A 22370-nucleotide genomic window follows, 5' to 3' on the forward strand; every position below is an offset into this window, starting at 1 on the left:
AGCGCCCCCGCCGGCCCGGACCGATCAGCCAGTGACGAGCGGGGAGCCGAAGAAGGCGCGGTAGTAGCCGTAGAAGTTCCAGTTCCCCCAGGTCGTGCAGTCATCCCCGCCGGAGGCAGCGGCGTCGTTGGTCAGATAGGGGGTGTAGTTGTAGAGCCCAGCGGTGGCCTGGTTGGCGGCCATCACCTCCCCGGACCCGCAGGAGCCGTCCGGGGAGTATGCGATCGTCGTCGGCGTCCCGGCGACGAAGGCGTAGCCGCCGGGATCGAGGCGGTAGCGCTGGAACTGCCCGGCGGCGCCGTAGAGCTGGGCGAAGAACCCGGCGAAAGCCGGGTCGCACTGGCCACCGTCGGGGCAGGCGTAGCCGGTGGCGGCCTCGTAGTCGTGGGCCGTGAGACGGCTGCCGGAGGCGGTGAGGAGACCCTGCTCCTTCTGGATGAGCACGAGGAGGACCCGGGGGTTGATGCCGCAGGCCGAGGCGACGCGGGAGATGATGCGGGCGGCGCTCTGCCCGCCGGCGGCGATGTAGCCGCCGGGGCAGGTATCACTGACCTCGCGGGTCTGGGTCTCGAAGACGGCGTCGGCGAGGCAGGGCGTGCCGTCGCGCCCCGGGACGCAGCCCTCGTTGACCTCGGCGATGAAGGCGGCGATCTCCTCCTCGCTCATGGCCTCGGACTCGTAGAAGACCTCGTCGTCGATGATGCGGGAGGCGGTGTAGCCGGTCATGTCCGGGAAGACGGGCGCTGGCCCCGCGGCCTCGGGCGTGGCGGTCGCCCCGTCGCCGAGCGCTATGATCCGGCCCCGGAGGGACAGGGCCAGGACGGCGACGAGCACCGTGATGAGGAACGACAGGATGAGGACGGTGAGCGGGCCGAACCGGCGACGGCGCCGCGCGGGGGCACGCGAATGGGCACGGGCCGAGGCGCTCGGGCGCTGGCCCGCGCCGCTGGGTTGGTCACGGCGGGAACCGGAGGGTGGAGGGGGCACTGGTGCCATGCTGCCATACTCGGGGCGGGGCCTCATGTCCACGGGGCGTCAGGCCTGCGCCCTGGGGACCGTGGGGGCCGGCCGTACCCTTGATCCGTGGATCCTCACGACGCCTCGGCCCTCGCCCGCGACCTCATGGACGCGCACGGCCTGCACGATTGGGAGCTGGCTCTGGACCGCGCCCGGCGCCGCGCGGGCCAGACCGATCACGCCCGGCGCCGCGCGGGCCAGACCGATCACGCCCGGCGCCGCATCAGCCTGTCGCGCGCGCTGATGACCCTCTACTCGCCCTCCGAGGCGCGCGAGACGATCCTGCACGAGATCGCCCACGCACGGGTGGGGCCGGGCCATGGTCACGACGCCGTGTGGGTGGCGGAGGCCCGGCGCCTGGGCGCGAGCGGCAAGCGGCTGGTCGCCTCGGACGCGCCGAGCCTGCCCGGCCGGTGGGTGGGCATCTGCCCGGTGGGCCACGCGGTCGACCGGATGCGCCGCCCTCGTCGGCCGATGTCCTGCGCGCGCTGCAGCGGGCGCTTCGATCCCGCGCACCTGCTGCGCTGGGAGTTCGACGGCGCCCCCGTGGCGCCCGAGCGGATCAGCGCCGAGTACGAGCGGGCGCTGCGGTGCCGGCATACGTCGTTGTAAAGCGAGTGAATCCGTGCGATAGAGGCATGAGCAAAGAACCGACCATTGAAGAATGCGATCGAGCTCGCCAAGCGCGCACGAGAGGAGCGGATCAACGCGATCCGCAGTGTCGGTGAAGCGCGCCAGAACCTCGCGGATGTCCGCGAGGTCACCGAGCGCGAGCTGGCCGAGCTACAGGCGAAGATCACCGAGCGCGTTCGTGAGGCTGAGCAAGCTGATGTGAAGGCGTACCAACGCGGCGCTGAGCGCCGGTTGGTCTGTCGACGAACTGCGCAAGATCGGGTGCTCGGAGCCCGACAAGAAGAAGCGCATGCGCCGCCGCTCCTCGGGGCGGACGGCGTCTTCCCCCTCCGAGAGCGCTCCAAGTGATGCCACCGTGAACGATGGGGAGGGTCCGTCTTTAGGTGCGTAGCGTCACCCTCTGTCCACACGCAGCTGAGCGAACACCGCCACGATACCGAACAGGGCACGCCCCATCGGCGTTGTGGTGTCGATGTCCGGCTCACTCAGACTGCGGATGTTCACGCCGCGCTCGGCCAGGTCGTTGATCGTCTCAATGGCCATCTTCTCGCTGCCCGCGATGCGATCTAGCCGGCGCACGACGAGCGTGTCGCCCTCACGCAGGTAGTCCAGGCACGCGATCCACTGCGGACGGTCCCTGACCCTGCTCGACTCGCCACGATCAACGAACACCCGCATCGCTCCCGCAGCGCGCAGCTCAGCCTCCTGAGCAGCTGGATTCTGCTCGCGAGTCGACACTCGCGCATAACCCACGATGCTCGTCACCGTTCTACTCCCCCGGGCCCCGCCCCATAGCCGGTGCGGTAGGCACCACGCGGCTGGTTCGTGCCGGCGGCAAGCCGCCCGATCGCCTTCGAGGGCGACTGCGGATAACTCGCACTCAGCGACGACCGCGTGCGGCTGACACCGCGAGTACTCTCCCGCCGGTCTAGGCCACGAATACTTGCCGCCCACACCTTGGTACGTGCCTTAACGGCGTCGAGCTGGCTGGCTGTCAGACCGTAGACCTGCACCTCCTCGGGCTGGATGCGTTCCACGTTGTCGAGGTTCTGGGTGAACCGTCCCAAGTCGAAGCCGGCATCCTCGCCGGCGGCCTCCAACGCCAGGCGCGTGATGTGCCGCTGCTCCTCCTGGTCACCGCTCATACGACCACTCGAAGCTGGGGGAACCGTCCCTCCCACAGGCTGCGCACGCGTGGATCCATGTTCAGGATCGGCCACGCCTCAATGAGCCGATCCCGGTTCATCAAGCGGCACTGCTGGTCGGCAGTCCCCTCGGCGAGCAGCGCCTGATAAGCCATACGACGCCAGCCCGGGTTCGACACGTCCACACCGAGCCGATCAGCCTGCCAGCGCACCCAGTGAGGCAGGTCGATAAGCCCGTCGTAGGGCCCGCGCAGTCCGTCGAGCGACGTGGGTGCGTCATAGGGCTTGACGTCGCGGAACCGTACGCGAGTCGCTGTTACCTCAGCCATGAGGCACCCCCTCTCAATGCTCGAGCCTCCATTCCCGTCGTGCTCAAAAACGGTCTAGCAACAGTTTTGGGCAGCATTGGTTTCGGCCCTGAGTTTCGGACCGGCGTGCCGACCTTCATCAGCTCCCGGCCGGTGTCGGCTCAGAAACGATCGTTATCGGGCCAGGGGCACAGCACGGGCACTCGCGAGAAGCCTCGCGGGTGCCGTCCTCGCTGAACTGAATCTCTGAGTGCTCATACGAGCCGTTGGCGTGAGTGATCGCGGCAAGTACCAGGGCAGTCATCTGACGCTCGAGGCCGGGCACGTCCTCGGACAGGTCGACGACGGGGCCGCTCAGCAGCGACGCGGCGATGCGCGCCAGGCGTTGTTCTCCTCCCAACCAGGCTCCGGTCTCGCGCAGCAGTTCGTCAACGTCGATCCATGCAATGTCGCCGTCTCGGGTGATCCAGGGCGCGCCGTCGTAGACGGCTCGGCCGGATCGGATCAGCGCCGAGTACGAGCGGGCGCTGCGGATGCTGCCCGGGACGCTCTCCCCCGAGAGCGCTATCGCACTGACCCGCTGGGCAGTGACTCGGGCGGCCCCGGTCAGGAGAGATGCTGGAGATGGCCGTCAGGACCCTTGACCCCGGCCATGAGGACGAGCCCGGCGATGAGCACCGTCATGATGCCGAGGATCCCCCAGTGGCCGGCGCCCTGCCCCACGAAGCACGCCCCCACCCAGATCGCCGCCCCGTACAGGGCGGGGGCGAGGAAGGAAGCGGCGCGCCCCGTCGTCGCGTACAGCCCGAAGATCTCGCCCTCGCGTCCGTCCGGGATGAGACGGGCGAGGAAGGTGCGCGAGGCCGACTGGGCGGGTCCGACGCAAGCGGACAGTGCCAGGCCGAGCGCCCAGAACACGGCCTTCCCGCCGTCATGGAGGAGGAAGAGGGCGTTGCCGGCCACGACGAGGATGACCAGTGAGCCCATGATGACCCGCCGCGGCCCGATGAGGTCGTCGAGGCGACCGCAGGCGATCGTGGCGATGCCGGCCACCACGTTGGCGGCGACGGCGAACTGGATGACCTGGGCGTCGGAGAAGTCGAAGATGGTGCGGGCGATGATGCCGCCGTAGGCGAAGACCCCGGCGAGCCCGTCCCGGAAGATCGCCGAGGCCAGGAGGAACCGCAGGACGTTCGGGTGGGAGCGGTACAGCGAGCGCAGGGTGCGCCACAGGTGCCGGTAGGACGCGAGGATCGACTCGTGGCGCCCGGCACCGATCACGCCCCCGGTGCTGGGGATATCCCCGGGCTCCGCCGGCTCCGTCCCCATCTCGGGGATCCGCCTGGCGCTATCCGCCCCGGGATCGCCCGCCGCGGGCTCTTCGAGCCGACGGCGCCGCTTGGCGGCGCTGGACTGGGTGAGCAGGACCGGGATCGCCGAGATCCCGAACCAGGCGGCGGCCATGAGCATGGCCACGCGGACGTTGAGGCCGTTGGCGCTGGTCACGCCAAACCAGCCGACCTCGGGGCTGATCAAGCCCGCGTAGACCACGAGCAGCAGGACGATCCCGCCCAGGTATCCCATGCCCCAGCCGATCCCGGAGACCGCGCCGATCCGCTCCTTGGCGGTCACTTGGGACAGGAGCCCGTTGTAGTTGACGGAGGCGAGCTCGAAGAAGAGATTGCCCACGCCCATGAGCACAATCCCCAGCCACAGGTAACCGGGAGCGGGCTTGACGAGGAACAGCGCGGCGGAGACGGCCACGACCAGCGCGGTGTAGATCCCCAGGGAGGCGACGGCCCGCCCGTCGCGATCGGCCCTCTGCCCCGTGATGGGGGCGAATAGGGCGATGAGCAGGCCGGCGACCGCCATGCCGGCGGACAGCTGCGACTGGTTGGAGGTGGGATCGCCGAAGGACGAGGAGACCAGGTAGGTCGCGAAGACGAAGGTCGTGATAACGGCGTTGAAGGCGGCCGAACCCCAGTCCCACAGCCCCCAGGCGAGAACGGGCCAGGTCAGGAGGCGGGGCTTGGTCTGCCCCCCAGAGGCGATGGTCGCCCCCAGGGATGGATCAGGGGAGGGCATGCCCCGAGCCTACGGTGTGAGCCCTCCGCTCTGCTCGCCCCTGGAGCACAGATGAGACACGGTCCTGTTGGTCATTCCCGCACCTGCCCGTGCCCTCCCGCGCTGGGCGGACGCGCTCTCCTCGGCGGCGAGCAGGGCCTCGACGAGGAGCAGGTCGAACCTTGTGGTCACCTTGAGGGCGCGCGCGTCCCCGGCGACGGCGACGACGTCCACGCCCATCGCCTCGACCAGTCCGGCGTCGTCGGAGGCGGCGAGGCCCTCGCCGACGGCGCGCTGAGCGCCGGCGCGGTGGGCGGCCAGCAGGGTCTCACGCGTGAAGCCCTGGGGCGTCTGGACGGCGCGCAGCCGGGCGCGGTCCGCAGTGGCGACGATCGGCTCGATCGCCTCACCGGGCCGGACCTCCTTGATGGTGTCGGTCACCGGCATAACGGGGATGACGGCCTTGTGCCCCTCGCGCAGGGCGGCGACGACGCGTCGGATGACATCGGGGGGCGTGAGCGCGCGGGCAGCGTCGTGGACGAGTATGAGGGCGGCGTCGGGCTGGGCGCGCAGGGCCGCCTCAAGACCGAGGGCGACACTCGCCTGCCGGGAGGCGGCCGATCCCGCAACCACCTCGACGGCACCGAGATCGGCCACCTCGCGGCGGAATTCCTCGATCCGGCCCTCCGGCGCCGTGACGACGACGCGCTCGAGGGCGCCGGAGGCCAGCAGGCCGTGCACCGCGCGCCGCACGAGCGACTGCCCGGCAAGAGGAACGAGGGCCTTGGGGAGCTCGGCGCCGAGGCGACTGCCCGATCCAGCGGCGGTGACCACGGCGATCACCGGGCAGAGGGCCTCAGGGGCTGCGGCGGTCATGGCGGGGCTCGCTCGGACGGAGCGTGGCAGCCCGGGCGCCGTCAGGCGGCGGCGCCCGAGGCGAGGACCTCGTCGAGGCGGCTCTCGGCCTCGTCCTCGGGGGTCTTCTGCGCCAGGGCGAGCTCGGAGACGAGGATCTGGCGGGCCTTGGAGAGCATGCGCTTCTCACCGGCCGACAGGCCGCGATCGGTGTCCCGGCGGGATAGGTCCCGCACGACCTCGGCGACCTTGATGACGTCGCCCGAGGCGATCTTCTCCTGGTTGGCCTTGAAGCGGCGCGACCAGTTGGAGGGCTCCTCGGTGAACGGGGCGCGCAGGACCTCGAAGACCTTCTCCAGGCCCTTCTCGTCGACGACGTCGCGGACCCCGATGAGCTCGACGGACTCGGCGGGGACGAGGATGGTCAGGTCGCCCTGGGCGACCTCGAGCTGGAGGTAGGTCTTCTCCTCCCCCTTCACCTTGCGCTGGCGAATATCGATGATCCGGGCCGCGCCGTGGTGGGGGTAGACGACGGTCTCTCCGACTTCAAGGGTCATGGGTGAGGTCTCCTCAAGCAAACAGGAGCCTCAGTTTACCAGTGCGATGCGGCGCGATACCGGGGGAGGTTGCTCACAGCGCGCGATGGCGCCGTGCCCACGGGGCCCGGCGCCATCATCGACGAGCGCGCCCGAGTACGGGCGCGGGACTCACTTGCCCTGGTTGGCCACGGCCGCGATCTTCGCCTCGGCCTCCGGGTCGAGGTAACGGCCGCCCTTCTTGAGCGGCTGGAGGGTCTCCTCGTCGAGCTCGTAGACCAGCGGGATGCCCGTGGGGATGTTGACGGCGGCGATGTCGTCATCGGAGATGCCATCGAGGTGCTTGACGATCGCGCGCAGGGAGTTTCCGTGAGCGGCGATCATGACGGTCCTGCCGGTCTTGATCTCGGGGACGATCGTGGACTCCCAGTAGGGCAGGAGGCGGGCGAGAACGTCCTTGAGGCACTCGGTGGCGGGAATCGGCTCACCGGCGTAGCGCGGGTCGGCGTCCTGGGAGAACTCACTGCCGAGCTCGATGGCCGGCGGCGGGACGTCGTAGGAGCGGCGCCAGAGCATGAACTGCTCCTCGCCGTACTCGTCGCGGATCTCCTTCTTGTTCTTGCCCTGGAGGGCGCCGTAGTGGCGCTCGTTGAGGCGCCAGTCGCGCTCGACGGGGATCCAGTGACGGTCGGCCGCGTCCAGGGCGAGGTTCGCCGTCATGATCGCGCGGCGCAGCATCGAGGTGAACAGCTTCTCGGGGAGGACGCCAGCCTCCTTGAGGAGCTCGCCGCCGTGGACCGCCTCGGCGCGGCCCTTCTCGGACAGGGGGACGTCGACCCAACCGGTGAACAGGTTCTTCGCATTCCATTCGCTCTCGCCGTGGCGGAGCAGCACAAGGGTGTAAGCCATGGGCTTATCCTGCCAGGCGCGCACGCCGCGCGCGAGGCCCCAGGTCCCATCCGGGATCATCCGGAACGGGGACCAGGGGCCTGCGGTCAGCGGCGCCCGGGAGCGAGGGCCCTCCCGGGCGGCGCGGCACGGGGCCTCGCGCCTTCGACGAGGCGCGAGGGGCCTCAGTGGGCCTGGTTGTAGGCCTCGCGGATCGGGGCGGGAATGCGCCCGCGGTCCGAGACCTCCATGCCCTGGCTGCGGGCCCACTCACGGATCTTCTGGGTCTCAGCCGAGGAGCTGGAGCCCCGACGGCGGACATTGCGGCGACCGGAGACGCGACGGGCCTTGGAGGACCACTCCTCAATGGACTCGCGCAGCGCGGCGGCGTGCTCGTCATTGAGGTCGATCTCATAGGTCACCCCATCCAGGCCGAAGGTGACTGTCTGCGACGCGGCGGACTGGTCGATATCGTCGACGAGGATGATCTGGGTCTTCTGGGCCATGGTTCACTCTTCTCTTCGTGACGTCGGAGGATTGCCGAGATGAATCCTCTTGCGAGTACCCTGAAGGATAATGGAGGAATACGGGTCGCGCAATATCGCTCCATGATTCGCCGCTTCGGACTCTATACATTTCCTCTGCAAGAACCCTGAGAGCAGCGCTCTTCTGATCGCGGAGGAGGGCCGCGCAGCACGGGATTCGATGAGCGGGCGGCCGATGAGCGCGTCCCCCCTATGCGCCGCAGTCCGCCGAGGAGACCGCGGAGCGGCGCGAGTTCCGGGCGGGCCGATAGGGCGCGCAAGGCGCGGTCGGAGGGAATGGAGAAAGGCCCGCAAGAGGTGCGGACGGGTCGAATTCGCGCACCTCGAGCCCCTGATCGCGGGCCCGCCAAGGAGAGAGGACCCGGGACGGCTGATCCCAGGGCCCTGGTCGAGCCACCTGTGGGAATCGAACCCACGACCTATTCATTACGAGTGAATCGCTCTGCCGACTGAGCTAAGGTGGCGCGCCGCTAACGACGGCGTGAGGACTCTACAGTGCGCAGCGCGCCGGGCGCAACGCGGGAGCCACCGCCGCCCCGTGGCGCTGAGCACAGCCTCGGACCACCTCGGACCATCTCGGGCTGCCTTAGACTGCCTCGCACGTGAATCGGCGCGCGATGGCCCGGACGACGGCGAGATACCGGGCATGACGCGCATCGGCGCACGCCATGGCACCTGTCGGCGCACGCTGGCGCACGCCGGCACAGCCACGCACACCGCACCCGATCGGGCTCCGCCGCATTCGCGGCGCCCCCCCCAGGCCACGTCCTCCCCTGGAAAGGACCAGCAGCATGTCACAGCAGACAGATCCCCTCGCCAGCACGGCGTTCCCCGTGGCGCATGACAAGGGGGACGCCGGTTACAGCAAGGAGTTGAAGAACCGCCACCTTCAGATGATCGCCATTGGCGGCTCGATCGGCACCGGCCTGTTCCTGGGGGCCGGCGGGCGCCTGGCCCAGGGCGGAGCGATCCTCATCGTCGCCTACGCGATCTGCGGCGCCTTCGCCTTCCTCATGGTGCGCGCCCTGGGCGAACTCGCGATCCGCCGTCCCTCCTCGGGCGCCTTCGTGTCCTACGCGCGCGAGTTCCTCGGGGAGAAGGGCGCCTACATCACCGGCTGGTTCTTCTTCCTCGACTGGGCGGTGACGGTCATGGCGGACATCACCGCCGTCGCCCTATACCTGCACTACTGGGGCGCTTTCAGGAGCGTTCCCCAGTGGGTTCTCGCGCTCATCGCGCTCGCCCTGGTCTTCGTGCTCAACATGCTCAATGTCAAGATGTTCGGCGAGGCCGAGTTCTGGTTCGCCCTCATCAAGGTGGCGGCGATCATCTCCTTCATGCTCGTGGCCATCTGGGCGATCATCAGCGGCGCGGAGGTGGGCGGCCACACGGCGGGCCTGGACAACATCACGCAGCACGGTGGTTTCGCCCCCGCGGGAATCGGGGTCGTCCTCACCCTCACCCTCGGCGTCGTCTTCGCATTCGGGGGCACGGAGATGGTGGGCGTGGCCGCCGGCGAGGCCGAGGACGCGATCGCCGTGCTGCCCAAAGCGATCAACTCGATGATCCTGAGGATCTTCGTCTTCTATGTCGGTTCCGTGCTCCTCATGGCCTTCGTCCTGCCCTACACCTCCTACTCCAAGAATGAGTCGCCCTTCGTCACCTTCTTCTCCGGGATCGGCGTCCCCCATGCCGGGGACATCATCCAGGTGGTCGTCCTGACCGCGGCGCTGTCCAGCCTCAACGCAGGGCTTTACGCCACCGGCCGCACGCTGCGCTCCATGGCCGTGGCGGGCGAGGCGCCCGGCCTCGCGGCCGGCCTCAACAAGCACCAGGTGCCCGCGGGCGCCATCGCCATCACCTCCGCGCTGGGCCTCGTGGGCGTCGCCCTCAACGCCTTCCTCGCGGAGGACGCCTTCAACATCGTCATGAACCTGGCGGGCATCGGCATCGCCGGCACCTGGGTGGCGATCCTCGTGACGCACCTGGCCTTCCTCAAGCGGGTCGATCAGGGGCTGGAGGAGCGCCCGGCCTACCGGATGCCCGGCGCCCCCTACTCCAACTACGTCGCGATCGCCTTCTTCGCCCTCATCGTCATCGCCAATGTCCAGCAGCCCGAGGGCCGGTGGACCCTCGCCCTGTTCGGCCTCGTCATCGTCATGATGGTGGCAGGCTGGTACCGGGTGCGGGGCCGGATCCGCAGCGATCTCCTCGACCACGTCCTCGACGAGGCGACCACCGGCCCCGACGACGAGCAGAAGCCGCAGTAGCCGCCCGCGGCGGAGCGGGCGGGAAGGAGCAGGAGGGCCCCATGGGGAGCGTCCACATCATCTACACCGGCGGAACCATCGGCATGGTGGACTCGCCCCAGGGCCTCGTCCCGGGGGCCGATCTCGCCGGTTGGCTCGCCGGTCTCCTCCCCCCGAGCCGCCCGCCGGCCCCCGGCCTCGAGGCACTGGAGTCGACGTCGCTGGCGGCCCTGGAGCCGCTCATCGACTCCTCGAACGCCACGCCGGAGTCCTGGCAGTCGATCGTCGAGGCGGTCCGCGCGCACGCGGCCGACCATCCCGGAGAGCCGATCGTCATCCTCCACGGCACGGACACCATGGCCTACACCTCGGCCGCCCTGTCCTACGCCCTGGCGGGCATGGAGGCGCCCGTCGTCATCACCGGCTCCCAACTGCCGCTCGGGGCCGAGGGCAGCGACGCCGAGGCGAACGTCCTGGGGGCGGTGCGGGCGGCCGTCAGCGGGCGGGTGATCGGCGTCGCCCTGTTCTTCGGCGGCCTGCTGCTGGCAGGCGGCCGCGCCACGAAGTCCTCCTCCTGGGACTTCGCGGGCTTCGCCTCGCCCATGGCCCCGCCGCTGGCCCGCACGGGCTCCGACGGCGCCCCCTGGGAGTGGTCCGAGAACCACGGGGCCTCCGGGGCCTCCACCTCCCCCACCGCCTGGACGGAGCCCAGGCCCTACGCCCGGCACGACGTCGTCGTCCTCGATATGGCACCCGGCATCACCGGGGCGCGCCTGTCGGCGCTGCTCGACCCCCTGCCCGAGGCGGTCATCCTGCGGGCCTTCGGAGTGGGCAACGTGCCCAGCGACGAGCCCGGGCTGACCGAGGCGATCGCGCGGGCGATCCGGGCTGGGACCGCGGTCTTCGTCGCCTCCCAGTGCCACCAGGCCGAGGTGCTCCTTGGGCACTACGCCACCGGGGACGCCATCGCGCGGGCGGGCGCCGTCGGCACCGCCGACATGACCCTGGAGGCGGCCTACGCCAAGGCGCAATTCCTCCTGGCCCAGGGCCTGGCCGGCACGGCCCTCGCCGAGGCGATGGGGCGCCCGATCGCGGGCGAGCTCAGCCCTCGCAGGTAAGGCCCTCGGCGGGCATCGTGCCCTTGAGCAGGTAGTCATCCACGGCTGTGGTCACGCACGTGCCCGCGCGGCCGTAGGCCGTGTGCCCATTGCCCTTCCAGGTCAGCAACTGGCCCGAGTCGAGCTGATCAGCCAGCGACTGGGACCACTCGTACGGCGTGGCCGGGTCCCCCGTCGTCCCGATCACCAGGATGGGGTTGGCCCCCGAGGCGTGAATCGCCTTGCGCTCATTGCCCGACGAGTGCCCCCAGGCCCGACAGGAGACATCGGTGTACTGCAGGCTGTCGCCGAAGGTCGGGGAGGCCTCCTTGATCTCCGCCGCCTCCTCATCCCAGGAGGCGGCGTCCCCCGAAACAGGGAAGTCCGCGCAGTTGATGGCGCTGATGGCCTCATCGCCGTTGCCGGAGTATGTGCCATCGTTGCCGCGCTGCGCAGCGGCATCGGCGAAGTACAGGAGCATGGCGCCGTCGGGCTGCCCGTCATCCGTCGTCTTGCCCATCGCCCGGGACAGGGCGATGCTCAGCTGGGGCCAGACCTCCGACTGGTAGAGGGGAACCATGATCCCGGAGATGGCCAGGGAGCGGGTCAGGGGGCGCTTCTCATCCGAGGTCCCGATCGGGGCGGCCTTCAGGGAGGCCAGGAAGTCCTGGATCTGCTTGATCCCGTCATCCACCGAGCCCGTCAACGGGCAGTCCGACCCCGACTGGCAGCTCTCCACATAGGCCCGCAGCGCGCTCTCGAAGCCCTTCGCCTGGCCCAGCGCCATCCGGCCGCCGCCGATCGCGGGGTCGACGGCGCCGTCGAGGACGAAGCGGCCCACGTTGCCCGGGAAGAGGTCGGCGTAGGTCGCCCCCAGGAAGGTCCCATAGGAGTAGCCGAAATAGGTGAGGGCGGAGTTGCCCGTGACGGCGCGCAGGATATCGAGGTCTTTGGCGGCCGAGACCGTGTCCACGTGGTCGAGCAGGGCAACGGGCCGGGTCCTGGCCCGGCACTTGGCCTCGCGCTCGGCGGTCTCCTCGGCCACAGCAGCGCGCTTCTGCTCCCCCGTGGCGTCATCGGGAAGGCTGGAGGACTCCGTCCCGGAGCGCTCGGCATCCAGCTCGGCATCGGTCAGGCAGTCGATCGCCGTGGACGCGCCCACCCCGCGAGGGTCGAAACCGATCACGTCGTAAGCGGTGACGACATCTTTGGAGAATTGGATCGATGTGACCTGGGGGAGGATGTCGACGCCGGAGCCGCCGGGGCCGCCGGGGTTGATGAACAGCGTGCCCGTGGCCGCATCGGCCGAGGCCGAGCGCTTCTTCATCGCGATCTGGATCGTCTCGCCGCCAGGGTTGTTGTAATCCAGAGGCACCGTCACGCGCGCGCAACTCATCGTCCCAGGCCCCATATCGCCACTGCGCTCAGTCATACCGGCATCCTTCTTGCACGGGTACCACTCCACGCTCTGGTTGTAGAACGACTCCAGACCAGCAGGGACGGAGGCGGCGGCAGCGCCGGTGGCCCGAGTGGCGCCGGGGACTGACGGGTTGCCGCAGGCCGACAGCGCCGCTGCGGCGGTGAGAGCGGACAGGGCGGCCAGGATCTTGATCCGGCGGGGACGGGAAGAGGCGTCGAGAGTGCTCACGCCGTCAGCTTAAACGCCCCACTCCGGGAACCCCTCCTCCCCGAGGGGGGAGAACGCCCCGGGGATGTCCTTGCCGAGGAGGACGAGGGCCGCACCGCGCGATCGCTGGGGTCGTCGCGGACGCCCGTGTGGTGTGGACGCGCTTCGGGGTTGCGGACGCGTCCCCGGAGCGCGTCGGCAACCCCAGCGCACGTCCACGACCCCGCCGTGGGCGGCACCCGGCACTGGCGCGCCCCGCCCACGCGTAGCCTGTCCGCATGAGCCGATCCGACGACGTCGCGCCGCCCACCGCTGATCCGCGCGCGCAGATCAAGGAGTTCCTCACCTCCCGCCGCGCACGGGTGACCCCGGACAAGGTGGGGCTGCCCGTCGTCGGGGCGGGCAGGCGCGTGCCCGGCCTGCGGCGCGAGGAGGTCGCCATGCTCGCCGGCGTGAGCGTCGACTACTACACGCGCCTGGAGCGCGGATCGCTGGCGGGCGCCTCCGCCGAGGTCCTGGAGTCCCTGGCCTCCGCCCTCCTGCTCGACGACGCCGAGCGCGAGCACCTCCTCGACCTCGCCCGCGCGGTCTCCCCCGCCGGCAGGCAGCGCCGCCGAGCACGCCCCGGGCGGCGGTCCGCGCTCCGCCCGGGAACCCGCTGGATCCTCGACGCCATGCATGTCCCCGCGATCGTCCGCGACGGCCTGGGCCGCTGCCTGGCCGCCAACACATTGGCCCGGGCCCTCTACGCCCCGCTCTTCATCGACCCGATCCCCGAGATCGCCGACGACACCCCCTCCCTCACGCGCTTCATGTTCCTCGATCCGCGCGCCCACGACTTCTTCCCCCACTGGGACATCGGCGCGGAGGACAGCGTGGCGATGCTGCGCCTGACCAGCGGGGCCGATCCCACGGAGCCGGATCTGACGGCGCTGGTCGGCGAGCTGTCCACCCGCAGCCGTGATTTCGCCGGGCTGTGGGCGCGCCACGATGTGCGCTACATCTGCCGGGATTCCAAGGTCATCCACCATCCGCTGGTCGGGGAGATCACTCTCGCCTGCGAGCCCGCGGCGATGGCCTCGAGCCCGGGGCTCACCCTCGTGTCCTACGCGGCCGAGCCGGGCAGCCCGAGCGAGGAGGCGCTGCGCCTGCTCAGCTCCTGGGCAGCCACCGAGTCGGCCGCGCCGGTCGGGCAGCGCGACGCTCTCAGCGCGCCTGGGGGCGCAACTGGATCATGAGGGCCTCGACGGCAAGCAGCGGCGCGGCGTTGGAGCGCAGCCTCCCGCGGCACTCCTCGATGGCGGCGATGCGCGCCAGTGACTGCTCAGGCCCGGTGGAGGCGGCCGCCCGATCGATCTGCTCGGCCAGGTCGATGTTGACGCGTTCGACATCACTGCCCATCTGCGCGGCCAGGACGTCGCGGTAGAAGGAGAGCAGGTCGATCATGGCCCGGTCGAGCACATCGGTTCGGGCCCGCTTGGCCCGGCGCTTCTGGTCCTCCTCCAGGGCGCGGATCTGGGCGCGCAGGGCGGGTGGGACGCGCCCCTCCCCCTCCAGGCCGAGGGCGCGCATGAGATCGGCGCGCTCGGCGGCGTCACGCTCAGCGGTGCGGGTCTGGGCCTCGGACTCGGCGCTCTCGACGAGGTCGGCGGCGGCGAGCACGGCGTCGCCCACGCTTCGCAGGGACACCGGGGCGTGCAGGAGGCGGCGACGGCGCTCCCAGGCGTCGGGGTCGGTGGCCAGGTGGCGGGCGAGGCCGATATGCGACTGGCTGGCGCGGGCAGCACGGGCGGCGAGAGCGGGGTCGGCGCCGTCACGGCGCACGAGGAGGTCGGCGACGGCGCCCGCGGGTGGGATGCGCAGCGTGATGAGTCGGCAGCGCGAGCGGATGGTGGGCAGGACGTCGTCGGCGCTGGGGGTGCACAGGAGCCACACGGTCTGGGGCGGCGGCTCCTCGATGGACTTGAGCAGGACGTTCGTGGTGCGCTCGGCCATGCGATCGGCGTCCTCGACGAGGATGACGCGCCACCTGCCCGTCCAGGGGCGGCGCTGCGCCTCACCGATGAGCTCCTTGACCTCGTCGAGGGTGATGATGAGCTTCTCGGTGGCCAGGCGGACGACGTCGGGGTGGGCACCGCTCATGACGTCTCGGCAGGGCTTGCACTGGCCGCACCCGGGGACGGGCCCGGTGCACTGCAGGGCGGCGGCGAAGGCGAGCGCGGCGTTGGAGCGGCCCGATCCCGGCGGGCCGGTGATGAGCCAGGCGTGGGTCATGGCGGACCCGGAACCGGTGGCGCTCGGGGGAGCCTCAACCCCGCTGCCGGCCCGGGCCTCCCGCTGCTCGGCGAGACCCCTCGCGGCCGCGGCCGCCCCGCACAGGACGGAGATGACCGCCTCCTGCCCGACGACGTCGTCCCAGACGCTCATGCCCTCTCCCCCCCGGGGCCGCTCAGGCGCGCCGCGGCCCGGAGGAAGGCGGCATGGGCGTCCGGAACCGCTCCCCGCGATGGCGCTCCCACGCTCACCGCGCCGGGGCGGGCCATCAGGAGCGCAGCAATGCGCCGGTTGACATCCTCGGCGACCTCCTCGATGGTCCGCCGGGCGTCGAGGACGGCGAAGCGCTCGGGCTCGGCGTCGGCCAGGGCGAGGAACTGCTCGCGCAGGGCGGCGCGGAAGGCTGCGCCCTCGCTCTCCATGCGGTCCTTGGCGCCCCTGGCCCCGGTGCGGCGGTCGGCCACGGACGGGTCGGCGTCGAGGAGGATCGTCAAGTCCGGGAGCAGGGAGCCGGTGGCCCATTCGGACAGGGACCGGACCTCGGCGGCCCCCAGGGAGCGGGCGGCGCCCTGGTAGGCGATGGAGGAGTCGAGGTAGCGGTCGGTGAGGACCACCTCGGAGCGCCCCAGGGCGGGGCGGATGAGCTCGGCGACGTGCTGGGCGCGGTCGGCGGCGTAGAGCAGGGCCTCGGCGCGCGGGTCCACCGCTCCCCCGTGCAGCAGGAGGCGGCGGATCCGGGCCCCCAGCTCGGTGCCGCCGGGCTCGCGGGTGAGGCGGTAGTCGATCCTGGCGGCTGCGAACACGGTGGCCAGGCGCTTGATCTGCGTGGTCTTGCCGACGCCGTCGCCCCCCTCGAAGGAGATGAGCAGGCCGGGGAGGGGCGGGGCCGCGGGCGAGGGGGCGTCGGTCACGGATCCAGGGTAGCGGCGCGCGGTCGGGGCCGCGCGCCGCCTCCGCCCCCTCCTCAACCCTCTACAGCGCCGCGCGACTCCGGAGCGGCGCTGTCCTGCGCCGTCGGAGCGACGCTCGCCGCGAGCACCCCCGTCCGGGCGGGAGGGGGCGGGGCGCTCAGCGGGCGCCGACGATCGAGTGACTTCCCTCACTCCAGTTGTAGACGCGCATCACGATTGGTACGATTGTACCAATGGTACGCACGTACCAAACAGGAGGGCGATGCCGCCCTCCGGAAGCACTCGGGGCCCCGAGCCCCGCACCATTGACACCCCTGAGACCACACCCTGAATCCATCACCGCATCAGCCCAGGGCGACGCCGCCCCGGGCCACCCCGCGCGCGCCCTCGCCGGGCGCCGCGCCAGATTCCAGAGGAATAGGACGCGATGCTCACGCCATCCATCGACTCAGAGATCGGTCGCCTCCAGACCGTCATCATCCACCGGCCCGGCAAGGAGATGCTGAGGCTGACCCCTGAGAACAAGGACGAGCTCCTCTTCGACGACGTCCTATGGCTCGAGAGGGCCCAGCAGGAGCATGACGAGTTCGCGCGAGTGCTGCGCAGCCGCGGCGCCCAGGTGCTCTACCTGCAGGACCTGCTCGCCGAGACCCTGGAGATCCCCGAGGCGCGCGCCTTCCTGCTGGGCGCCGTCCTGTCCGAGGACTCCACGGGGCTGGCGGCCTCCCCCGCCATCCGCCAATGGGCCGAGAGCGTGGAGGCGCCCGCACTCGCCGAGACCCTCATCGCGGGGATCACCAAGGAGGAGCTCCTCGAGCGCATCCCGGGTGTCTCCTCGATGGTCCTGGCCTCGATGGACCCCGAGGACCTTCTCATCGGCCCCCTGCCCAACCACCTGTTCACCCGGGACACCTCCTCCTGGATCTACAACGGCGTGTCGATCAACTCCATGTCGCGCCAGGCCCGGCGCCGCGAGTCGCTCAACTACCGGGCCATCTATACCTGGCACCCGCTCTTCGCCGCCGGGGGCTTCCCCATCTGGTCCGATGGCACGGTCAGCCCCGCGCTGTCCACCGAGGGCGGGGACATCCAGATCATCGGCAACGGCGCCGTGCTCATCGGCGTCTCCGAGCGCACCTGCCCCCAGGGCGTGGAGCGCTTGGCCACCCAGCTCTTCGCCGGGGGCGTGCGCGAGATCGTCGCCGTCAAGATGAGGAAGACGCGCGCCCAGATGCACCTGGACACCATCATGACGATGGTCGATCACGGCACCTTCACCAAGTACGCCGGCGCGGGGATGCTCCCCACTTTCACCCTGCGCCCCGGTGAGCGCGAGGGCGCGGTGGACGTCATCGAGAATCCCGCCGAGGCCATGCACGACGCCATCGCCGCCGCCCTGGGCATCGATGAGCTCATCGTGCTCACGACTCCCCAGGACAGCCGCGCGGCCGCCCGTGAGCAGTGGGACGACGGCGCCAACTCACTGGCCGTCGCGCCCGGTGTGATCATCACCTACGAGCGCAACGTCAACACCAACGAATACCTCACCTCCATGGGCATGGAGGTGCTGACCATCCCCGGTAGCGAGCTCGGCCGGGGCCGCGGCGGCCCGCACTGCATGAGCTGCCCCGTGATCCGCGAGCCCCTCGACTCGTGACTACTCTTCCTCCCATCGCCCACATTCACCTCAATTCCGATGAAGGACGGATCGACATGACCCACCCTCTGCACAACCGCCACTTCCTCAAGGAGACGGACTTCACCACCGCCGAGTGGATGAGCCTGCTGGACCTCGCCGCCCAACTCAAGGCGGACAAGAAGGCCGGCAAGGAGGTCCAGCGCCTCAAGGGCAAGAACATCGCCCTCATCTTCGAGAAGACCTCCACGCGCACCCGCTGCTCCTTCGAGGTCGGCGCCGCCGATCAGGGCGCCCACACCACCTACCTCGACCCCTCCGGCTCGCAGCTGGGCCACAAGGAGTCCGTGGCGGACACCGCCCGCGTGCTCGGGCGCATGTACGACGGCATCGAGTACCGCGGTGACGATCAGGCGAAGGTCGAGACCCTGGCCGAGCTGTCCGGCGTGCCCGTGTGGAACGGCTTGACCGACGCCTGGCATCCCACCCAGATGCTCGCCGACCAGCTGACCATGATCGAGCTGGTGGACAAGCCGATCACCGAGATCTCCCTGGCCTACCTGGGCGACGCCCGCAACAACGTCGCCAATTCCCTGCTGGTCTCCGGCGCGCTGGTCGGCATGGACATCCGCCTGGTGGCGCCCGAGGAGCTCCAGCCCGAGGCCGAGGTCGTGGCCATCGCCGAGGAGCTCGCCGCCACCTCCGGGGCCCGCATCACGATCACCGACGACGTCGACGAGGGCGTCAAGGGCGTCGACTACCTCTACACCGACGTGTGGGTCTCCATGGGCGAGCCCAAGGAGGTCTGGAACGAGCGCATCGCCCTGCTCAAGGACTACCAGGTCAACGGCGAGCTCGTGAAGCGCACCGGCAATGACGACGTCAAGTTCCTCCACTGCCTGCCGGCCTTCCACGACCGCAACACGAAGGTCGGCCAGCAGCTCTTCGAGGCCACCGGAATGGACGGCCTGGAGGTCACCGACGACGTCTTCGAGACCGAGCGCAACGTCTCCTTCCAGCAGGCCGAGAACCGCATGCACACCATCAAGGCCGTCATGGTCGCCACCCTGGGCGACTGGGAGGACTGACCCATGCGCATTGTCGCTGCCCTGGGCGGCAACGCCCTCATGCGCCGGGGGGACAAGCCCGACGCCCGCACCCAGATCGCCAACGTGCGGTCAGCAGCCAAGCAGCTGGCCCTGCTGGCCGAGAAGCACGAGCTCATCATCACCCACGGCAACGGCCCGCAGGTCGGCGTGCTCGCCCTGGAGTCCGCCAATGATGACCGCCTGAGCGAGTGCTACCCCTTCGACACCCTGGGCGCGGAGACCCAGGGGATGATCGGCTACTGGCTCCTCCAGGCCATGCAGAACGCCCTGCCGGGCAGGCAGGTCGCCTCCCTGGTGAGCCAGACCCTCGTCCTGGCGGGCGACCCGGCCTTCGCCAACCCGACGAAGTTCGTCGGCGAGGTCTACGACGAGGCCACCGCCAACCGACTGGCCTCCGAGAAGGGCTGGACGGTCAAGAAGGACGGCGAGCACTACCGCCGCGTCGTCGGCTCGCCCAGGCCCCAGCGCGTCATCGAGACCCGGATGGCCCGGGCCCTCCTCCACGCGGGCGCCGTCGTCATCTGCGCCGGGGGCGGGGGCGTGCCGGTCATCCGCAATGAGCACGGCAAGCTCCAGGGCGTCGAGGCGGTCATCGACAAGGATCTGACCGCCGCGGTCCTCGCCGAGCACCTCGACGCCGACGCCCTGCTCATTCTCACCGACGTCGACGGCGTCCAGGAGGGATTCGGGACGCCCGAGGCCAAGCGCGTCGACCGCGCGACCCCGGCCTCGCTGCGCGCCATGGACCTGCCCGCGGGCTCCATGGGCCCCAAGGTGGAGGCCGTGTGCCGCTTCGTGGAGCTCACGGGCGACATGGCCGCCATCGGCCGCCTCGAGGACGCCATCGGGATCATCGAGGGCACCTCCGGGACGATCGTGACCCCGGGCGGGAACTACGGCGGGCCGGACGACATCCGGCCGCCGGTCCCCGACCGCACGACCAACTGACCGGGCGCCGATCGGCCGTCAGCGCCCGGCACGCCCACGAGCCCCAGGAAGGAGGTCTCCCTTCCGCTAAGCGGATACGTCAACCATCCATTCGATGCATCGATACCCGCGGCGAACCGCCGCACTCACAAAGGAGTGATTCTTCCATGACGAAGATCGTGAACTCGTGGAACGACTTCGACCCCCTCAAGCACGTCATCGTCGGACGCGCCGACTTCTCCGTCATCCCGCCCGAGGAGCCCGCCACCAGCGAGAAGGTGCCGATCGACTCCGAGATGCGCGGCATGTGGGGCCCCCGCCCCACGGAGACCGTCGAGAAGGCCAACGCCCAGCTCGACTACCTCGCCAAGGTCTGCGAGGACCACGGCGTCATCGTCGACCGCCCGACCCCGCTGCAGTGGAACCAGCCCGTCATCACCCCGGACTTCCGCACCGACTCGATGATGACCTGCATGCCGCCCCGCGACATCCTGCTGACCATCGGCAACGAGATCATGGCCTCGGCCAACTCCTTCCGCTGCCGCTACTTCGAGTACCTGGCCTACTGGCCCCTCATGAAGAAGTACTTCGACGAGGACCCGGAGTTCAAGTGGACGCAGGCCCCCCGCCCGCGCCTGACCGACGCCTCCTACAAGCACAACTACTACGACGAGAAGATCTCTCTGGAGGAGCGCCTCGAGCGCACCGCCGCGAAGGACTTCGTCACCACCGAGGCCGAGCCCATGTGGGACGCGGCCGACGTCCTGCGGCTGGGCAAGGACCTGTTCATCCAGCACGGCCTGACCACCAACCGCACCGCGATGGAGTGGTTCAAGCGGTACTACCCGGACCTGCGCATCCACGCCGTCAACTTCCCGGGTGACCCCTACCCGATCCACATCGACGCCACCTTCGTGCCGCTGCGGCCGGGGCTCATCATCAACAACCCCCACCGTCGCCTGCCCGAGGAGCAGAGGAAGATCTTCGAGGCCAACGACTGGCAGATCGTCGACGCCGCCATGCCGGCGCACGAGACCCCGCCGCCGCTGTGCTACTCCTCGGTGTGGCTGTCCATGAACTGCCTGGTCCTGGACCACAAGACCGTCATCTGCGAGGCCAGCGAGGTCCACCAGATGGAGCAGATGGACAAGCTCGGCATGAACGTCATCCCCGTCCCGTTCCGCGACGCCTACCCGTTCGGCGGTGCCCTGCACTGCGCGACGGCGGACGTCTACCGCGAGGGCGGCTGCGAGGACTACTTCCCGAACCAGGTCGAGGACCCCACCCTCGTCTGACGCACCGAGTCCCCGGGGGCCGGTCCTCCCACCGGCCCCCGGGGGCCATCCACCTGACCAGGCGATCGCGCCCGGTCCCTGTGCCCGCCGGGGCCTTCCAGGCAAAGACGCCTGAACCGGATCCACCACGTGCAAGGACGCATAGGACGCACCCCCATGAACGACACCTCGACCACCCCTGACCTCAAGGCCGCCGATTCCACCTACGTCATGGACAAGAGGCTCGGCGCCATCGCCATGATCATCTCCGCCACAGGCATGGGCCTGGTGGGAACGTTCAGCCGGGGCGCCACCGATGGCCTCATCCCTGACGACAAGGCCGTCATCGGCTCCTTCCTCGCCTCGGGCCGTATGCTCACGGGACTGGTGGGCTTCACCGTCCTGCTCCTCGTGACCCGCAAGACCGCACTGTTCCGCGCCACGCGCCTCAGTCCCGCCATCGTCATGGGAGGGATCTCCATCGGCCTGTCCCTGGGCTGCTACATCTCCTCCACGCTGCTGACCACGATCGCCAACGCCGTCTTCCTCATCTACACCGGACCGCTGTTCTGCACGATCCTGGCGAGGATCTTCCGCAAGGAGAGGATCAGCCCGCTCAGCGGCCTCTTCCTGCTCATCGTGTTCATCGGCATGCTGATGACGATCGGGATCATCGACTACACGGACGGGTCGTTCTCTTTCGGGCTGGACCTGTCAGTGAGCTCCTCCGACTACCCGAAGAAGACCCTGGGGGACCTCCTGGGCCTGCTCTCCGGCGTCTTCTACGGCATGGCCCTGTTCTTCAACGGGTACCGCAAGGACGTGGACTCCATCGTCCGCGGCGCATGGAACTTCGTGTGGGCCTCCGTCGCGGCGCTGGGCATGGCGCTCATCCTGCGCCCCTGGCACGGGGTGAGCGCATTCACCGGCTCCAACTGGGGCTCGGCCGCACTGCTGTTCATCTTCAGCGGACTGGTCGCACTCGGGTTCCTCGTGGTCGCCGGGAGGAACCTGCCCGCCGTGGAGATGTCCACGATCTCCTACTGGGAGTGCCCGGTAGCGGTCATCTGCGGCATGCTGATCTTCCACGAGCAGCTGACCCCTATCGGTATGATCGGTGGAGCCCTGATCGTGGGCGGAGGCTTCGCCCCGATCATCGTCGATGCCCTCGCTCGCGCCGGTAAACGCTCTGTCGCTACCGCCTGAACTCATCGACGGCCGCTCCCGCCCTCCCATGGCACGAGGAGCGGCCGTCGCCACTGAACAAGCCTGACA

General features: G+C 70.0%; 22 protein-coding genes and 1 tRNA gene. 10 read left to right on the top strand and 13 right to left on the bottom strand.

Annotation, left to right across the window (positions count from 1 at the left end; all coding sequences use genetic code 11):
• Nucleotides 1-24: 24 nt before the first annotated feature.
• The gene (locus tag B1H50_RS02305; RefSeq protein ID WP_080462181.1) at nucleotides 25-987 is read right to left on the bottom strand and encodes a hypothetical protein; all 963 of its coding nucleotides are present in this window, start codon (nucleotides 985-987) and stop codon (nucleotides 25-27) included.
• Between the two features lie 96 nt (nucleotides 988-1083).
• On the opposite strand from B1H50_RS02305, the gene B1H50_RS02310 reads away from it, so the two are divergent.
• Both B1H50_RS02310 and B1H50_RS02315 read left to right on the top strand, forming a co-directional pair.
• Entirely contained in the window at nucleotides 1084-1629 is a 546-nt protein-coding gene (locus tag B1H50_RS02310) for a SprT-like domain-containing protein (protein ID WP_080462182.1), read from the top strand.
• 45 nt (nucleotides 1630-1674) lie between these two features.
• Complete coding sequence (locus tag B1H50_RS02315) at nucleotides 1675-1998, top strand: hypothetical protein (RefSeq protein WP_198939965.1); 324 nt, start codon at nucleotides 1675-1677, stop codon at nucleotides 1996-1998.
• 45 nt (nucleotides 1999-2043) lie between these two features.
• On the opposite strand, the gene B1H50_RS02320 is transcribed toward B1H50_RS02315, so the two are convergent.
• The 9 genes from B1H50_RS02320 to B1H50_RS02365 form a co-directional block, all read right to left on the bottom strand.
• Complete coding sequence (locus tag B1H50_RS02320; protein WP_198939966.1) at nucleotides 2044-2415, bottom strand: recombinase family protein; 372 nt, start codon at nucleotides 2413-2415, stop codon at nucleotides 2044-2046.
• The gene (locus tag B1H50_RS09775; protein WP_188640665.1) at nucleotides 2412-2795 is read right to left on the bottom strand and encodes a hypothetical protein; all 384 of its coding nucleotides are present in this window, start codon (nucleotides 2793-2795) and stop codon (nucleotides 2412-2414) included. The genes B1H50_RS02320 and B1H50_RS09775 overlap by 4 nt, the downstream gene beginning before the upstream one ends.
• Nucleotides 2792-3124, bottom strand: a complete 333-nt coding sequence (locus B1H50_RS02330) for a transcriptional regulator (RefSeq protein WP_080462183.1) — start codon at nucleotides 3122-3124, stop codon at nucleotides 2792-2794. The genes B1H50_RS09775 and B1H50_RS02330 overlap by 4 nt, the downstream gene beginning before the upstream one ends.
• Before the next feature lie 585 nt (nucleotides 3125-3709).
• On the bottom strand, nucleotides 3710-5188 hold the full coding sequence (locus B1H50_RS02340; RefSeq protein WP_080462184.1) for an MFS transporter: 1479 nt from the start codon (nucleotides 5186-5188) through the stop codon (nucleotides 3710-3712).
• Between the two features lie 9 nt (nucleotides 5189-5197).
• Nucleotides 5198-6043: a 2-C-methyl-D-erythritol 4-phosphate cytidylyltransferase gene (gene ispD / locus B1H50_RS02345; protein ID WP_095532454.1), complete on the bottom strand. Its 846-nt coding sequence runs from the start codon at nucleotides 6041-6043 to the stop codon at nucleotides 5198-5200.
• Between the two features lie 41 nt (nucleotides 6044-6084).
• Nucleotides 6085-6579: a CarD family transcriptional regulator gene (locus B1H50_RS02350; RefSeq protein WP_080462185.1), complete on the bottom strand. Its 495-nt coding sequence runs from the start codon at nucleotides 6577-6579 to the stop codon at nucleotides 6085-6087.
• Nucleotides 6580-6729: 150 nt separating this feature from the next.
• Entirely contained in the window at nucleotides 6730-7467 is a 738-nt protein-coding gene (locus B1H50_RS02355; RefSeq protein WP_077240613.1) for a phosphoglyceromutase, read from the bottom strand.
• A gap of 164 nt (nucleotides 7468-7631) precedes the next feature.
• Complete coding sequence (locus B1H50_RS02360; RefSeq protein ID WP_080462186.1) at nucleotides 7632-7952, bottom strand: histone-like nucleoid-structuring protein Lsr2; 321 nt, start codon at nucleotides 7950-7952, stop codon at nucleotides 7632-7634.
• Between the two features lie 430 nt (nucleotides 7953-8382).
• Nucleotides 8383-8455 (bottom strand) — tRNA-Thr (locus B1H50_RS02365).
• Between the two features lie 327 nt (nucleotides 8456-8782).
• On the opposite strand from B1H50_RS02365, the gene B1H50_RS02370 reads away from it, so the two are divergent.
• Together B1H50_RS02370 and B1H50_RS02375 are read left to right on the top strand one after the other, a co-directional pair.
• Nucleotides 8783-10261, top strand: coding sequence for an amino acid permease (locus B1H50_RS02370; RefSeq protein ID WP_080462187.1), 1479 nt, complete (start codon nucleotides 8783-8785; stop codon nucleotides 10259-10261).
• A gap of 41 nt (nucleotides 10262-10302) precedes the next feature.
• Nucleotides 10303-11358 carry an asparaginase gene (locus B1H50_RS02375; RefSeq protein ID WP_080462188.1) on the top strand — a complete coding sequence of 352 codons (1056 nt, stop codon included), beginning with the start codon at nucleotides 10303-10305 and terminating at the stop codon, nucleotides 11356-11358.
• Here the strand turns inward: B1H50_RS02375 and B1H50_RS02380 are convergent.
• On the bottom strand, nucleotides 11342-12985 hold the full coding sequence (locus tag B1H50_RS02380) for an alpha/beta hydrolase (RefSeq protein ID WP_080462189.1): 1644 nt from the start codon (nucleotides 12983-12985) through the stop codon (nucleotides 11342-11344). The genes B1H50_RS02375 and B1H50_RS02380 overlap by 17 nt on opposite strands.
• Before the next feature lie 257 nt (nucleotides 12986-13242).
• Between B1H50_RS02380 and B1H50_RS02385 the strand changes: the two genes are divergently transcribed.
• Nucleotides 13243-14202 (top strand): helix-turn-helix domain-containing protein, encoded by a 960-nt coding sequence (locus tag B1H50_RS02385; protein WP_080462190.1) that lies wholly within the window; start codon nucleotides 13243-13245, stop codon nucleotides 14200-14202.
• Here the strand turns inward: B1H50_RS02385 and B1H50_RS02390 are convergent.
• Nucleotides 14171-15391 carry a DNA polymerase III subunit delta' gene (locus tag B1H50_RS02390; protein WP_080462191.1) on the bottom strand — a complete coding sequence of 407 codons (1221 nt, stop codon included), beginning with the start codon at nucleotides 15389-15391 and terminating at the stop codon, nucleotides 14171-14173. The two genes, B1H50_RS02385 and B1H50_RS02390, sit on opposite strands and share 32 nt — an antisense overlap.
• Nucleotides 15388-16149 carry a dTMP kinase gene (gene tmk / locus B1H50_RS02395; RefSeq protein ID WP_080462192.1) on the bottom strand — a complete coding sequence of 254 codons (762 nt, stop codon included), beginning with the start codon at nucleotides 16147-16149 and terminating at the stop codon, nucleotides 15388-15390. The genes B1H50_RS02390 and tmk overlap by 4 nt, the downstream gene beginning before the upstream one ends.
• Nucleotides 16150-16576: 427 nt before the next feature.
• Here tmk and B1H50_RS02400 point away from each other — a divergent pair, with 427 nt between their 5' ends.
• From B1H50_RS02400 to B1H50_RS02420, 5 genes are all read left to right on the top strand, one after another.
• The gene (locus B1H50_RS02400) at nucleotides 16577-17806 is read left to right on the top strand and encodes an arginine deiminase (RefSeq protein WP_080462193.1); all 1230 of its coding nucleotides are present in this window, start codon (nucleotides 16577-16579) and stop codon (nucleotides 17804-17806) included.
• 56 nt (nucleotides 17807-17862) lie between these two features.
• Nucleotides 17863-18873: an ornithine carbamoyltransferase gene (gene argF, locus B1H50_RS02405; RefSeq protein ID WP_080462194.1), complete on the top strand. Its 1011-nt coding sequence runs from the start codon at nucleotides 17863-17865 to the stop codon at nucleotides 18871-18873.
• A gap of 3 nt (nucleotides 18874-18876) precedes the next feature.
• Entirely contained in the window at nucleotides 18877-19842 is a 966-nt protein-coding gene (locus tag B1H50_RS02410; protein ID WP_080462195.1) for a carbamate kinase, read from the top strand.
• 146 nt (nucleotides 19843-19988) lie between these two features.
• A complete protein-coding gene (locus B1H50_RS02415; protein WP_080462196.1) occupies nucleotides 19989-21116 on the top strand; it encodes a serine/threonine protein kinase in 1128 nt (375 codons plus the stop codon).
• A gap of 156 nt (nucleotides 21117-21272) precedes the next feature.
• Nucleotides 21273-22301 carry a DMT family transporter gene (locus B1H50_RS02420; protein ID WP_229657837.1) on the top strand — a complete coding sequence of 343 codons (1029 nt, stop codon included), beginning with the start codon at nucleotides 21273-21275 and terminating at the stop codon, nucleotides 22299-22301.
• The last annotated feature ends 69 nt before the right edge of the window (nucleotides 22302-22370 follow it).

Source organism: Actinomyces gaoshouyii, from assembly GCF_002072175.1.
Classification (GTDB): Bacteria; Actinomycetota; Actinomycetes; order Actinomycetales; family Actinomycetaceae; genus Actinomyces; species Actinomyces gaoshouyii.